Source organism: Streptomyces lothianensis (assembly GCF_047779955.1).
In the GTDB taxonomy this organism is placed as follows: domain Bacteria; phylum Actinomycetota; class Actinomycetes; order Streptomycetales; family Streptomycetaceae; genus Streptomyces.
Genome location: NZ_JBLMKT010000022.1, coordinates 59769 through 74147, shown reverse-complemented (window position 1 = coordinate 74147; position 14379 = coordinate 59769). Strand labels below are relative to the sequence as shown.

General features: G+C 71.5%; 13 protein-coding genes and 1 riboswitch. Of the genes, 11 read left to right on the top strand and 2 right to left on the bottom strand.

Annotation, left to right across the window (positions count from 1 at the left end; genetic code table 11):
- Positions 1 to 80: 80 nt before the first annotated feature.
- The 5 genes from ACLF6P_RS05465 (at position 81) to ACLF6P_RS05445 (ending at position 4362) form a co-directional block, all read left to right on the top strand.
- Positions 81 to 1082, top strand: coding sequence for an SDR family NAD(P)-dependent oxidoreductase (locus ACLF6P_RS05465; protein ID WP_415948501.1), 1002 nt, complete (start codon positions 81 to 83; stop codon positions 1080 to 1082).
- 85 nt (positions 1083 to 1167) lie between these two features.
- A complete protein-coding gene (locus ACLF6P_RS05460; RefSeq protein ID WP_415948500.1) occupies positions 1168 to 1881 on the top strand; it encodes a sugar phosphate nucleotidyltransferase in 714 nt (237 codons plus the stop codon).
- Positions 1882 to 1889: 8 nt separating this feature from the next.
- Positions 1890 to 2792 (top strand): NAD-dependent epimerase/dehydratase family protein, encoded by a 903-nt coding sequence (locus ACLF6P_RS05455; protein WP_415948498.1) that lies wholly within the window; start codon positions 1890 to 1892, stop codon positions 2790 to 2792.
- Between the two features lie 104 nt (positions 2793 to 2896).
- The gene (locus ACLF6P_RS05450) at positions 2897 to 3544 is read left to right on the top strand and encodes a spherulation-specific family 4 protein (RefSeq protein ID WP_415948632.1); all 648 of its coding nucleotides are present in this window, start codon (positions 2897 to 2899) and stop codon (positions 3542 to 3544) included.
- An 8-nt stretch (positions 3545 to 3552) separates the two neighbouring features.
- A complete protein-coding gene (locus tag ACLF6P_RS05445; RefSeq protein WP_415948496.1) occupies positions 3553 to 4362 on the top strand; it encodes an endo alpha-1,4 polygalactosaminidase in 810 nt (269 codons plus the stop codon).
- Positions 4363 to 4413: 51 nt separating this feature from the next.
- On the opposite strand, the gene ACLF6P_RS05440 is transcribed toward ACLF6P_RS05445, so the two are convergent.
- Positions 4414 to 5658, bottom strand: a complete 1245-nt coding sequence (locus ACLF6P_RS05440; protein WP_415948494.1) for an MFS transporter — start codon at positions 5656 to 5658, stop codon at positions 4414 to 4416.
- Positions 5659 to 5796: 138 nt separating this feature from the next.
- Between ACLF6P_RS05440 and ACLF6P_RS05435 the strand changes: the two genes are divergently transcribed.
- Positions 5797 to 7002: an ROK family transcriptional regulator gene (locus tag ACLF6P_RS05435; protein ID WP_415948493.1), complete on the top strand. Its 1206-nt coding sequence runs from the start codon at positions 5797 to 5799 to the stop codon at positions 7000 to 7002.
- Positions 7003 to 7159: 157 nt separating this feature from the next.
- Here the strand turns inward: ACLF6P_RS05435 and ACLF6P_RS05430 are convergent, their stop codons facing one another.
- A complete protein-coding gene (locus tag ACLF6P_RS05430) occupies positions 7160 to 9505 on the bottom strand; it encodes a chitinase C-terminal domain-containing protein (protein ID WP_415948492.1) in 2346 nt (781 codons plus the stop codon).
- A 300-nt stretch (positions 9506 to 9805) separates the two neighbouring features.
- A riboswitch (FMN riboswitch) is annotated at positions 9806 to 9936 on the top strand.
- Positions 9937 to 10117: 181 nt separating this feature from the next.
- On the opposite strand from ACLF6P_RS05430, the gene ribD reads away from it, so the two are divergent.
- The 5 genes from ribD to ribH all read left to right on the top strand — a co-directional run bounded on the left by ribD (position 10118) and on the right by ribH (position 14346).
- The gene (gene ribD / locus ACLF6P_RS05425) at positions 10118 to 11194 is read left to right on the top strand and encodes a bifunctional diaminohydroxyphosphoribosylaminopyrimidine deaminase/5-amino-6-(5-phosphoribosylamino)uracil reductase RibD (RefSeq protein WP_415948631.1); all 1077 of its coding nucleotides are present in this window, start codon (positions 10118 to 10120) and stop codon (positions 11192 to 11194) included.
- 2 nt (positions 11195 to 11196) lie between these two features.
- Positions 11197 to 11889 (top strand): riboflavin synthase, encoded by a 693-nt coding sequence (locus ACLF6P_RS05420; protein ID WP_415948491.1) that lies wholly within the window; start codon positions 11197 to 11199, stop codon positions 11887 to 11889.
- Between the two features lie 65 nt (positions 11890 to 11954).
- Positions 11955 to 12533: a nicotinamide mononucleotide transporter family protein gene (locus ACLF6P_RS05415; RefSeq protein WP_415948630.1), complete on the top strand. Its 579-nt coding sequence runs from the start codon at positions 11955 to 11957 to the stop codon at positions 12531 to 12533.
- A complete protein-coding gene (locus tag ACLF6P_RS05410; RefSeq protein ID WP_415948489.1) occupies positions 12530 to 13804 on the top strand; it encodes a bifunctional 3,4-dihydroxy-2-butanone-4-phosphate synthase/GTP cyclohydrolase II in 1275 nt (424 codons plus the stop codon). Before ACLF6P_RS05415 ends, ACLF6P_RS05410 begins: the two co-directional genes overlap by 4 nt.
- 56 nt (positions 13805 to 13860) lie before the next feature.
- Entirely contained in the window at positions 13861 to 14346 is a 486-nt protein-coding gene (ribH, locus tag ACLF6P_RS05405; RefSeq protein WP_415948488.1) for a 6,7-dimethyl-8-ribityllumazine synthase, read from the top strand.
- Positions 14347 to 14379 lie beyond the last annotated feature (33 nt).

Sequence of the window (14379 nt, the reverse complement as noted above, 5' to 3'; positions counted from 1 at the left end):
GACTGACCGGCCGGCTGACTGGCTGACCGCCGACCACCCCGCCACCCGATCCGTACCGACTCACCCCAGGAGCAACGACCTTGACCACGCCCACGCTTGTCGCCGTCACCGGAGCCGAGGGGTTCATCGGCTCGCACCTCACCGAAGCGCTCGTCGCCGCCGGGCACCGGGTGCGTGCCATGGCCCAGTACAACTCCTTCTCCTCCTACGGCTGGCTGGAGACCCTCCCGTCCGACGTGCTCGACCAGGTGGAGATCGTCCTCGGCGACGTCCGCGACCCCGGATCGGTCCAGGCCCTCACCGAAGGGGCCGAGGCCGTCTACCACCTGGCGGCCCTGATCGCGATCCCGTACTCCTACCAGGCGCCGCACAGCTACGTGGACACCAATGTCACCGGCACGCTCAACATCCTTGAGGCCGTACGCCGTCAGGGCGTCCCGCGTCTCGTGCACACCTCCACCAGCGAGACCTACGGCACCGCTCAGACCGTGCCGATCACCGAGGACCACCCGATCAACACCCAGTCCCCGTACGCCGCTTCGAAGGCCGGCGGCGACCGGCTCGCCGACAGCTACCACGCGAGCTTCGCCACCCCCGTCGTCACGCTGCGGCCGTTCAACACGTTCGGACCGCGCCAGTCCATGCGCGCGGTGATCCCCACGGTCATCGGACAGGTCGCCGCCGGGGCGCGCACCGTCACCCTGGGGGATCTGCGGCCGACGCGGGACTTCCTGTACGTGAAGGACACCGCGCGGGCCTTCCTCGCGGTCGGCACGGCACCCGCCGAACAGGTCGTCGGACGCACCTTCAACGCCGGTACGGGAGAGGAGATCTCGATCGGCGAGCTCACCCGGCTCATCGGCAAGCTCATGGACACCGACCTCGACGTGACCGAGGACCCCGAGCGCGTCCGCCCCGCGAACTCCGAGGTCATGCGGCTGATCGCCGACGCCTCCCGGCTGCGCGCCGCCACCGGCTGGGAGCCGGGACACACCCTGCAGGCCGGGCTCGAAAAGACCATCGACTTCTTCCGCGACCCGGCGAACCTCGCCCGCTACAAGACCGGCATCTACAACATCTGACCCGTGCCGATGCGAGGCCGGTACGACCTCTGACCCGTACATACGTACATACGCACATACGCACCAGATACGACTGGGGAAACTCATGCACGCAGTGATCCTCGCCGGGGGCAAGGGCATCCGGCTGCGCCCGTACACGACCACGCTGCCGAAGCCGCTCGTCCCGATCGGGGACCAGCACGCGATTCTGGAGATCGTGCTGCGCCAGCTCGCCGCCTCCGGCTTCAGCAGCTGCACCGTGGCCATCGGCCATCTCGGCCACATCATCCGCGCCTACGTGGGCGACGGCAGTCAGTGGGGCCTGCGGGTCGACTACGCGACCGAGGACAGCCCGCTGGGCACGATGGGCCCACTGCTCCCGCTCCTCGACCGGCTGCCCGAGCAGTTCCTCGTGATGAACGGCGACATCCTCACCGACCTCGACTTCGGGGACGTCCTCGCCCGGCACTCCGACTCCGGCGCGCCGCTCACCGTCGCCACGTACGCGCGCAAGGTCGCCATCGACTTCGGCGTCCTGACGACCGATTCCGGCCGGATCGTGTCCTTCGCCGAGAAGCCCCAACTCGACTACCGGGTCTCCATGGGCGTGTACGGCCTCTCCCGGCGGTCCCTTGCCGCCTACACTCCGGGTCTGCCGCTCGGCTTCGACGAGCTCGTGCTCGATCTGCTCGCCACCGGAACCCCGCCGCACACCTACGAGTTCGACGGATACTGGCTGGACATCGGCCGCCCCGACGACTACGACCGGGCCAACGCGGAGTTCACCACGCACCGCGGCGTCCTGCTCAAGGGAGCGTGAGCGCGGCCATGCGCATGCTCGTCCTCGGCGCCACGGGGTTCCTCGGCGCCCACATCACGGAGCGGCTGCGCGCCCTGCCGGGCGTGCGGGTGAGCATCGGCGGCCGCTCCCCGGACGCCGATGTGCCGCTCGACCTCACCGCGGAGCCCACGCGCCTCGCCGACGCACTGGGCGCTGCCGCCCCGGACGCCGTCGTCAACTGCGTCGGGCTCGTGGCGGGCAGCGCCGTCCGGCTCGCCGAACTCAACGCGCGCGGGCCCGCGGCCCTCTGCGAGGCGCTGCGCGAGGCCGCACCCACCGCGCGGCTCGTGCACCTCGGCTCCGCCGGGGAGTACGGGCCGACCCCGGCGCAGATCCCGGTCGCCGAGGACACCCCCACGCGGCCGCTGACACCGTACGGCGCCACGAAGCTGGCGGGCACGGTGGCCGTGACCGGCTCCGGCCTGGACGCCGTGGTGCTGCGGGTGTTCAACCCGGTCGGGCCCGGAGCCCCGGCCGCCGGACTGCCGGGACGCCTCGCGGCCGAGCTGCTGCGGGCCGGTGCCGACGGCACGGTACGGGTTGGTGACCTGTCCGCGTACCGCGACTTCGTGGACGCGCGGGACGTCGCCGATGCGGTGGCGTGCGCCGTGCGGCTGCCCGGACCGCTGCCGGCGGTTCTCAACATCGGCAGCGGAACCGCCACTCCCGTACGCGAGCTGGCCGACCGCTACGTCGAAGTGGCAGGCCACCGGCGGCCCCTGGAGGAGACCGGCGCCGGATCGGCCCGCTCGGGCGCCGTCTCCTGGAGCTGCGCGGACATCGGCGCGGCACGCACCGCCCTGGACTGGGAGCCGCGCCGCACCCTTGCCGAGTCCGTCCTGGACCACTGGCGGGCACTGAGCCCGGACCGGACCCGGGTGGGCCTTTGAGCGGGACACCCCTTCCGGTCGCCGGTACCGGCGCGAATCCGCCGGTACCGGCGACCGGTGGGGACCCACCGCTGCCGAAGACCGGGGCGGGCCTTCTCGTGCCGATGTACGTGCACCCGGACGTCGACCGCACCGCATGGGACCTGCTCACGCGGAGCGCCGACCTGTTGTACGGCGTGGTCCTCAACGTGGCCGACGGCCCGGGGGAGTTCCGGGAGCCGGCGTTCGCCGCCGTGGCCCGCGAGCTGCGGGCCGCGGGCGTGCGGCTGCTCGGCTATGCGGACACGGCCTACGGGCGCCGGCCCCGGCGCGAGGTCATCGCCGAACTCGAACGCCACCGGGACTGGTACGGCGCCGACGGCTGCTTCCTCGACCAGGCCGCGTCCGGGGCCCCCGCGGTACGCCACTACCGGCGCCTCGCGCGTGCAGCCCGCGCCCGTGGCCTGGGCACGGTCGTCCTGAACCCCGGTGTGCATCCGGCCCCCGGGTACGCGAGGACCGCCGACGTCCTGGTGACGTTCGAGGGCGACTGGCGGACCTACCTCGCCGCACCGGCGCCGCCGCGCTGGACCATGGAGCATCCGCCCGAGCGGTTCTGCCACCTCGTGCACGGCGTGCCCAAGGGGCTGTGCGGTGTGGCCGCGCGCTCCGCCCTGCTGCGCGGCGCCGCCGTCTCCTGCGCGGTTCCCGGGCACGGCGCCAACCCGTGGTCGCAGCCTCCGCCCCTTCCGGCCGCCGGTGCCGCATCATGATCCGCATCATGATGCGTGGTCTGTTCCGCTGCCTGGCGCTGCTGTGCGCCCTCGTCGTGCTCGCCGCCTGCTCGCAGCAGGCACCCGACTCGGATGATGCCCCGCGCGAGCGCTGGCGTCCCGCGCAGGGCACGGCCTGGCAGTGGCAGCTCGACGGCCCCCTGGACCTCGACGTGGACCTCGACGTGGACGTCCCGGTGTACGACATCGACGGCTTCGAGAACGACGAAGAGACCGTGGCCCGCCTCCACCGCGCCGGACGCAAGGTCATCTGCTACATCAACGCGGGCGCGTGGGAGTCCTTCCGGCCCGACCACCGAGACTTCCCCGAGGACGTGCTCGGGCGCCCCAACGGCTGGCCGGGCGAGCGCTGGTTGGACATCCGCAGGACCGACATCCTGCGCCCCCTCATGGCCGAGCGCTTCGACCTGTGCCGGGAGAAGGGCTTCGACGCCGTGGAACCCGACCTGATGGACGGCTACCTCAACGACACCGGCTTCCCGCTGACCGCCCGGCACCAGCTCACGTACAACCGCATGCTCGCCGAGCTCGCCCACGAGCGCGGTATGTCGGTCGGACTCAAGAACGACCTGCCGCAGATCCCCGAGCTGGTCGACACCTTCGACTTCGCGGTGAACGAGGAGTGCTTCCAGTACGAGGAGTGCGCGGCGCTGCGGCCCTTCATCGAGGCGGGCAAGGCGGTCCTGCAGGTGGAGTACGCCTTGCCGCCGGCGAAGTTCTGCCCCGAGGCACGGGCCCTGGGCTTCAGCTCGATGGCCAAACGCCTCGACCTCGGCGCGTGGCGCCGCCCCTGCTGAGCCGCCCGGGGAGAGTCTTCCCTGTGAGCAGTCAGGCCCGTGTGTGAGCCGTCAGACCCGTGGGCGCGCCTCCGCCGTCTTCGCCGCCTCCCCACCGCCGGACGCGACCGCCTCCCCGCCGCCGGACGCGACCGTCTCACGGCTCGCCGGTCGCAGCACACCGGCGAACAGGATCAGGCCCAGTGCCAGCGTCGTGACCAGGCCGAACGACACCACCAGCGAGGTCGCGTCGGCGACGGCACCGATGGCCGCGGGGGCGATGAGCCCCGAGGTGTACGTGATGGTGGCGACGCCCGCGATGGCCTGGCTCGGGTTGGGGCCGCTGCGGCCCGCCGCGGCGAACGCGAGCGGCACCACCACCGCGATGCCCAGGCCCATCAGGCCGAAACCGGTCATCGCGAGCGCCGGGCCGTCGGCGAGGACGACCATCAGACCGCCGGCGGTCGCGAGTACCCCGCCCGAACGGACGGTGCGCACCGGCCCGAAGCGGTCGACGACCCGGTCACCGGCGATCCGGGCGACGGCCATGGTGAGGGCGAAGGCCGTGGTGCAGGCGGCGGCCGTACCGGCCGACGTCCGCAGCTCGTCCTTGAGGTAGACCGCCGACCAGTCGAGGCTGGCGCCTTCGGCGAACACCGCGCAGAAGCCCACCGCGCCGATGATCAGCGCCGACCTGGGAGGCAGAGTGAACCGCGGAGGTGCCTCCTCTTCCTCGGCGCGCTGCGGATCGAGCACATGGCGGCAGGCGAGCAGACCGAGCACCGTGAGAGCAGCCGCCGCGAGGAGATGGTGCAGCCGGGCGTCCGCGCCGAGCTGTGCGGCGAGGGTGCCGCCGGCGGAGCCGAGCAGAGCACCCGTGCTCCACAAGCCGTGCAGCCCGGACATGATCGAGCTGCCCATCCGGTTCTCGGTCTCCAGACCGATCGCGTTCATGACGACATCGGACATGCCCGAGGTGGCCCCGAACACGAAGAGAGCCAGGCACAGGGTGAGCAGGCCGGGCGCGAGCGAGGGCAGGACCAGGGACAGCGTCCACAGGGCGAGCAGCACCCGCAGCGCGGCGCGGGGGCCGGAGCGGTGGCTGACCGCGGCGGCCAGCGGCATGGCGACCGAGGCGCCGATGGCGGGGAACGCGAGGGCCAGGCCGAGCTGACCCGCGCCGATCCCGGCATGCTCCTGGATCCAGGGGATCCGGGTCGCGAACGAGCCCGTGACCGCACCGTGCACACAGAACACCGCGGCCACGGCGTACCGTGCCCGGCGCAACTCCGCGGATATCAAGGTCTCTTCGCTCATCAAGCCCCTCCCGGCATACGTGTCCCGCGCTGCCGCAGTAAACTATCAGGAACCTTGCCTGATAAATAGCGGTCATCCGTCGCAGCCGGCCGCATACGGCCGCTTCCGGCCGTACAGGGATCTGGAAGGATCGCCACCATGCCAGCCTCACCGCGTACCGCCCGAGCCATCAACGACCGGCTCGCGCTGCGACTTCTCATGCGGCAGGGCCCGCTCACGGCCGCACAGCTCAAGCAGCTCACGGGTCTGTCGCGCCCGACGGTCGCCGACCTCGTCGAGCGGCTGCAGGGCTCGGGCCTGATCACGGTGGTCGGCGAGGTGGGCGCGCGGCGGCGCGGCCCCAACGCGAAGCTGTACGGGATCGTCGCCGACCGCGCGTATCTCGCGGCCTTCGACGTGCGCACGGGCGGGGTGTCCCTGGTCGTCGCCGATCTGCTCGGCGAGGTGAAGGCCGAGGCGGCGCTGCCGGTCGGCGCGACGAGCGGCGACACGAAGGACACGGACGGCGTGGCGAGCGCCGAGGGCACGGTCGAGCGTGCGGTGGCGCTCCTCGGCCGGGCCACGAAGGACGCCGGGGCCGGGGAGCTGCACAGCGTTGCCGTCGGCGCGCCCGGACTCATCGACCCGGTGACCGGCGAGCTGCGTGACAGCAGCGGCCTGCCCGCCTGGCACCGGCGTCTGGTGGCGGCGCTGCGCAAGGAGTTGCCCGCCGAAGTGCTGGTGGAGAACGAGACGAATCTCGCCGCCGTCGCCGAGCAGCGCTTCGGTGGCGCCCGGGATCACGACACGTTCGTGCTGATCTGGCTCGGCCATGGTGTGGGCGCCGCCGTCGTCCTCGACGGAAAGCTGCGGCGCGGGGTCTCGGGCGGCGCGGGCGAACTGGGATTCCTGCCCGTCCCCGGAACCGAGGGGCTGCCTTCGGCGGCCGACTGCGCGGGCGGCTTCCACGCGCTTGCCGGCTCGGCGGCGATCACCGAACTCGCCGTGCGGCACGGCCTTCCGGTGCCTGCCGACAACAACGCGGGGCCCCGTGCGGAGCCGGTGGTCCGCGCCGCGGTGGAAGCGGGCGCGGACGCGTTCCTCGACGAGCTGGCCGAGCGGCTGGCCCTCGGCGCGGCGGCGGCCGCCGCCGTCCTGGACCCGGGGTGCGTGGTCCTCGGCGGGGAGATCGGGTGCGCGGGCGGCCCCGATCTGGCGCGCCGCGTGGAGGCGCGGGTCGCGGCCCTCTCCCCGTTGCCGACCCAGGTGCGCGCGGGTGAGCTGGGCGGCGGGGCCGTGTTGCGCGGGGCGCTGCTCACCGCGCAGGAGGCGGCGCAGGACGCGCTCTTTCCGTCGGGGGACTGAGCCGCGCGGGGGCGTCGGAGAACCCGGTGCCCTCACGCCATCGCCCACGACCCGGCGCCCCACGTACCCCCGGGGACCGGCGCCCCCACACATCCCCCAGGACCCGGCGGCGGGCAAGGGCCGTGGGGGTCCCGCCGCCGGGTCGTTTACTGGGGGGTCAGCAGGCGCCCAGGTCCTCCCAGACCCCCCACTCACCGGTGGTGCCGGGCTCTTCGCCCTTCGTCCACCACTTGGCCTTCCAGCTGTGGCCCTCGTGCGAGACGACGGAGCCGCCGCCGTACGCCGTCGTGGTGTCCCAGGCCGCGTCCGTGCACTCGCCACCGCCCGTCTCCGAGGGGCTCGGCGACGGGGAGCCGGAGTCCGAGGGGCTGGGGGACGGGGAGCCCGTGCCGGGCTCCACGACCGTGGTGCCGCGGGTGAGATCGCCGGCCAGGGCGTACGTCGTGCCGTTCACGTTCACCGTCCAGTTGGACGGTGTGGACACCGGCAGGTAGTACACGAAGTCCAGCTCCACCGAGGCGCCGGGGGCGAGCGACTGCCAGGTGGGCAGCTTGAGCGAGGCCCGGTGGTAGACGCCCTTGAGGCCGCCGATGTTGTCGCCGGTGTGGTCGCTGCGGATGATCGTCGTGCCGAAGCCCGACTGGTCCTTGGCGTTGTCCGGCGCCGAGGTCCCGTAGTCGAACTGGAACTCCGTACCGCCCGGCAGGGTGGTGTCCGTGTTGTTGGTGATCTTCAGCTTGGGGCTGATCGGGTAGTTGGAGTCACCGAGCGGGAACTGTCCGAAGGACACGTCGATGTCCAGGGCCTCGGTGGGAAGCTCGATCGTGGAGCGCTTCGCGCCGTAGGGAGAGGCCGACTTGAACTTCTCGTACATCGTCGTCGTGAGCGTGTCGCCCATCTGGTACTGGCCCTTGCCGGCGTCGAAGCCGTAGTCGCCGGCCAGCTCCCAGACCATCGTGCCGCCGATGCCGTTCTCGACCACGTAGTCGGCCTTGGCGGCGACGGACTGCTCGTCCTCCGTGGACAGGAAGACCTTCTTCTCGGCGTTCCACAGCCACGGCGCGACCAGCGTCGAGTCGTACTTGCGGACGTAGGTGCCGGTGAGCTCGGTGTCGGCCGGGAAGCCGTACTGCGTCACGTAGTCGCCGACGACGCCGTTCTCCAGGTTCTTCGCGTGCCACATCGGATTCGAACCGGCGGGGGACTCCTCGCCGTTGTCGTCCTTGTCGTGCCACAGGTTGTCGATGCCGACCGCGCCGTCACCGCACTTGGTGAGGCCGGAGCCCGCCGGGCAGTCGGTGCTCGGTGCCTTGCCCCACAGTCCGTCCGTACCGCCGGTCACGTTCTTGAATCCCCTGGTGTAGTAGGGGAGTCCGATGTTGATCCGGCCCGCCGGCATCGAGCCGCGGAAGTAGTGGTACGCCCAGTCGGTGTTCAGATAGCCTATGCCGCCGTACTGCGAGGTGGAGTACACCCCGGCCGACGCAAGCTCGCCGTCCTTCCCGTCGTCGAAGAGCGAGGCGTTCGGGCCGACGTACTCGTTCCAGGCGCCGTGCAGGTCGTACGACATGATGTTGACGTAGTCCAGGTACTTCTGGACCTGGAAGGTCTCCATGCCGCGCAGCAGATACCCGGAGGAGGGCGCTGCGACGGTGAGCAGGTAGTGCTTGCCGTCGGCGGCACCGGCCCGGTCGAGCTTCTCGCGCAGCGTCTTCATCAGCGCCGCATAGCCCTTGACCAGGCCCGCGCGCCGGGCGTTGGCGAAGGACCAGTCGAGCGGGTTGCCCGCGTCCTTCATCGTCGTCGGGTACTCGTAGTCGATGTCGACGCCGTTGAAGCCGTACTTCTTGATGAACGCGACCGCCGAGTCCGCGAATGTGTCGATGCCCGCCTGGTTCACCGAACCGTCGGCATTGGTGGCCATCGAGTAGAAGCCGCCGGAGTCCACCCGCTTGCCGTCGTCACCGAAGTAGCCGCCGGTCTCGGCCCAACCGCCCACCGAAACGAGCGTCTTGACGTCCGGGTGCTGCTTCTTGAACTTGTTGAGCAGATTGAAGTGACCCTTGTACGCGAAGTCCGGATCCATCTCCGCGCCCGCGACGCCGGGCCAGGTCATGCCGGTCGCGGGGTTCTTGTCGCCGTCCGAGCCGACCGAGATCCTGTGGTCCGAACCGATGTGGGCGAAGGCGTAGTTGATGTGGGTGATCTTGTCCCAGGGGATGTCGGAGGCCAAGTACCTCGGCTCCCCGTTCTTGCCGGTGCGCCAGCCGGTGAAGTAGCCGATGACGCGGCGCTGGTGGTCCGCGCCCATCTTCTCGCGGCCCTCGGTGTCGTAGACGGAGCAGTAGGGGACCGCGACGCCTGGCGTCCGGTAGAGGCCGTCGGGTCTGCAGTCCTCCTCCGCGGCGTGCGAGGAGGGCGTGGAGAGCGTGGCCAGGAGCAGTCCGGCGAGGGCCGTTCCGGCGCCCAGGAGCAGGGTTCTGGCGCGGGTGGGGGAGTGCACGTCGGTTCCTCCAAGGGAGGCTCGGTGTCGTACAACGGGCAGGACGGGCCCCGGTGTGCGCACACCGGACGGGCCCTCTCCTCGGAGGTGACGCAGACGTTAAGAGGACTAGACCAGCGCGTCAATAGGTATGGACCAGTGGCTTCGTGGGGCCGGGTGCCGGGCCCGCGGTCCGCGCGGGATGCCGGGAGGCGGACGGGGCCGGTCCGAAGTCAAACGCGCACCCGCTGTGAGTCAGCCCACAGGCTTTCGCCCGTATGGCCGACGATCAGCCGTGGCACACTGGCTGGGTAACAGCAGCAGCGCACTCCGGGGTCGGTGCAATTCCGAACCGGCGGTTAAAGTCCGCGACCCGGTCACCTCCAGTGACCGGTTGACCAGGTGAAATTCCTGGACCGACGGTGAAAGTCCGGATGGGAGGCAGTGCGCGGCGGGCAGGCACGTCTTTTCGTGTACGCCGCCGAAGGCCGGTCCTGTCGTACAGGGCCACCGCCGTCCGGTGTACCCGAAGTGTCCTCGCCCGTGATCTCTGTCGCTCTCGACAGGCCCCGGAGTCCGTGCCCGATGAGGCAGGAGGACCCGGTGGCTCCCACCGCAGCCGAAGCGCAGGCGATGCGCCGTGCTGTCGCGCTCGCCGCGCGCGGACTCGGCTCCACCAGCCCCAACCCGGTCGTCGGCTGCGTCGTCCTCGACGCCCACGGCACGGTCGTCGGCGAGGGCTTCCACGAGCGCGCGGGCGGCCCGCACGCCGAGGTGCACGCCCTGCGCGCCGCGGGGGAGCGGGCCCGCGGCGGCACCGCCCTCGTCACCCTCGAACCGTGCAACCACACCGGCCGCACCGGCCCCTGCGCCCAGGCCCTGATCGAGGCCGGCATCACCCGCGTGGTCTACGCGGTCGGCGACCCCGACCCCACCGCGACCGGCGGCGGACACACCCTCAGCAAGGCCGGGATCGATGTCGAGGCGGGCCTGCTCGAAGCCGAGGCGCGCGCCGGGAACATCGCCTGGCTCACCTCGGTGGCCACCGGCCGCCCGTACGTCACCTGGAAGTACGCCGCCACACTCGACGGCCGGACCGCGGCCGCCGACGGCACGAGCCGCTGGATCTCCTCGGCCGAATCCCGTGCCGATGTGCACCGCCTGCGCGCCGAGAGCGATGCCGTCGTGGTCGGCTCCGGCACGCTGCGCGCCGACGATCCGCACCTCGCCGTACGCGGCATCGAGGGTGCCGTACAGCCGCTGCGGGTCGGCCTCGACACCGAGGCCGCCACCGTGCGGCCCGGCGCCCGGATCCTCGACGACGCCGCCCCGAGCCTGATCGCCGTGGCCGAGGACGCCGCCACGGACCTACCGGACCTACCGGACGTACTGCGACTGCCGCGCGCCGCGAGCGGACTCGACATCGGGGCGCTCCTGGCCGCCCTGCACGCCCGGGGTGTGCGTTCCGTACTCCTGGAAGGCGGCGCCACCCTGGCCGGCGCCTTCCTCGCCGCCGGCGTGGTGGACCGCGTCATCGGCTATCTCGCACCCGTCCTGCTCGGCGCCGGTCCGGCCGCGCTCGCCGAGGCAGGCATCACCACCATCACCGACGCCTTGCACCTCGACGTCACCGAGGCCGTACGCATCGGATCCGACCTCCGTATCACCGCCGTGCCCATCACCGCCGTGCCCGCCACCGAGGAGTCCTGAACATGTTCACCGGAATCGTCGAAGAACTGGGTGAGATCACCGCCGTCGAGCAGCTCGGCGACTCCTGCCGCTTCCGGGTGAGCGGCAAGGTCGTCACCCAGGGCGCCGGCCACGGCGACTCCATCGCGGTCAACGGCGTCTGCCTGACCGTCGTCGAATTCGGCGAGGACTGGTTCACCGCCGACGTCATGGAGGAGACGCTCAAGCGCTCCAGCCTCGGCGCACTCGCCGAGGGCTCGCGCGTGAACCTGGAGCGGCCCACCGCGGTGGGCGCCCGGCTCGGTGGCCACATCGTCCAGGGCCACGTCGACGGCACCGGCACCATCCTGGAGCGCACGCCCTCGGAGAACTGGGAGATCGTCAGGATCGCGCTCCCGGCTGAGATTTCGCGCTACGTGGTCGAGAAGGGCTCCATCACCGTCGACGGCGTCAGCCTCACCGTGGTCGAGGCCGCCGCCGACTCCTTCACCATCAGCCTCATCCCGACGACCCTCGCGCTCACCACACTCGGCCACAAGCAGTCCGGCGAGCCGGTGAACCTCGAGGTCGACATCATCGCCAAGTACGTCGAGCGCCTGCTCGGCGACCGTACGACCGGCGCGGGAGCCACCACCGACACTGACACGGATACCGACACCGACACGGATACCGACACCGACACCGACATCACGACCATCACGGGGGAGACCAAGTGAGCGTGCTCGATTCGCTGAACTCCGAGGCGTTCACCGCCTTCGGCCAGCACATCCTCTGGTCCGACATGATCGGCAATACCTTCGGCCTCGCCGCCCTCGCGCTCGGCTGGAAGCGCTCCGTGTGGACGTGGCCCGTGCAGTTCGCCGCCGGACTGATCCTCTTCGGCGCCTTCGCCGGCCACCTCACCGGCAGCGCGGGCAAGCAGGCCGTGGTGATGGCCGTGGCCGTCATGGGCTGGATCGCCTGGAGCCGCGGCAAGAAGGAGGCCCAGGACGGCTCCATCGCCGTGCGCTTCGCGAGCTGGAAGGAGCGCGGCCTCATGGTCGCCGCCGCGGCCGCCGGCACCGTCGCCGTCGCGCTGCTCTTCAAGGCCTACCCGTCGCTGTCCTGGGACCCCTGGCCGGACGCCTACATCTTCGTCGGCACCATCGTCGCGATGTACGCCCAGGCGCGCGGCCTGGTCGAGTTCTGGTTCGCCTGGCTGCTCGTCGACCTCGTGGGCGTCCCGCTGAACTTCGCCAACGGCTACGCCTTCTCCGGATTCGTCTACGTCATCTACGGCGCGCTCGTCCTGTGGGGCATGCGCGACTGGTGGCTGCGCTCGCGCACCACCGCCCCGGTGCTGGAAGGAGCCCCGGCATGACCGCCACGGACGTCACCTGCATTCCCGGCTACCCCGACGACATGGAGGACCTGAGCCTCGACCCGGTCGAGCAGGCCATCGCCGACATCGCGGCCGGCCGCCCGGTCGTCGTCGTGGACGACGAGGACCGGGAGAACGAGGGCGACCTCGTCATCGCCGCCGAGAAGGCCACCCCCGAGATCATCGCGTTCATGATGAGCGAATGCCGCGGCCTGATCTGCGCCCCCATGGAGAGCGACGAGCTGGACCGGCTGCAGCTGCCGCAGATGGTCGCCGACAACACCGAGTCGATGAAGACCGCCTTCACCGTCTCCGTCGACGCCTCCGGCGCCCACGGCGTCACCACCGGCATCTCCGCCTGGGACCGCGCCACCACGCTGCGGCTCCTGGCGAGCGGCACCACCGAGGCCGACGACTTCGTGCGCCCCGGCCACATCTTCCCGCTGCGCGCCCGCGAAGGCGGTGTGCTCGTCCGGGGCGGCCACACCGAGGCCGCCGTCGACCTGGCCCGGCTCGCGGGGCTGCGCCCCGCCGGGGCGATCGTCGAGATCGCCGGCGAGGACGGCGCGATGCTGCGGCTGCCCGATCTGGTGCCCTTCGCCCGCAAGCACGGTCTGACGATCATCTCGATCGAGGACCTCATCGCCTACCGCAGAAGCTCCGAGCCGACCGTCCGCCGCGAGGCCGAGGTCCACCTGCCCACGCGGCACGGCGAGTTCACCGCGTACGGCTACCGCTCGACCGTGGACGGCGTCGAGCACGTGGCGCTCGTGCACGGCGAGATCGGCGACGGCGACGACGTGCTCGTGCGGATCCACTCCGAGTGCCTGACCGGGGATGTCTTCCACTCGCTGCGCTGCGACTGCGGCCCCCAGCTGGAGGCCGCCATGGACCGCGTCCGGGCGGCGGGCCGCGGCGTCATCGTCTATCTGCGCGGCCACGAGGGCCGCGGCATCGGACTGCTTTCCAAGCTGCGCGCCTACGAGCTCCAGGAGCGCGGCCGCGACACCCTCGACGCCAACCTGGAGCTCGGCCTGCCCGCCGACGCCCGCGACTACGGCGCCGGCGCACAGATCCTCGGCGATCTCGGCGTACGCAGTGTGCGGCTGATGACCAACAATCCCGAGAAGACCGATGCGCTCACCCGGCACGGCATGAGGATCAGCGGACGCGAGGTCCTGCCGCTTCCCGCCGGCGAGCACAATCTGCGCTATCTGCGCACCAAGCGCGACCGCATGGGGCACGACCTGCCCTGGCTCGACGCGCAGTAACCCACCGGCCCACCCATCCAGACCCGGCATATCCGGCGATACGAGGAGAAGAGCACGTGAGCGGTAAGGGCGCACCCGAACTCAGCGTGAAGAACTGCGGCGACCTCAGGGTCGCGGTGGTCGCGGCACAGTGGCACGAGAAGGTCATGGACGGCCTCGTCGACGGCGCCCTGCGGGCCCTGCACGAGCTGGGCATCGACGAGCCGACCCTGCTGCGCGTCCCCGGCAGCTTCGAGCTGCCCGTGGTCGCCAAGGTCCTCGCCGACCGCGGCTACGACGCGATCGTGGCGCTCGGCGTCGTCATCCGCGGCGGCACCCCGCACTTCGAGTACGTGTGCCAGGGCGTGACCGAGGGCCTCACCCGGGTCAGCGTGGACACCGGCGTCCCGATCGGCTTCGGCGTGCTGACCTGCGACACCGAGGAACAGGCCCTGGACCGCGCCGGTATCGAGGGTTCGAACGAGGACAAGGGGCACGAAGCGGTCACCGCGGCCGTCGCCACCGCCGCCACGCTGCGTACCGTCGCGGAACCCTGGCGTTAGAACGGGGCCCGGGGCCGCGTAGAGTGAGAGCCA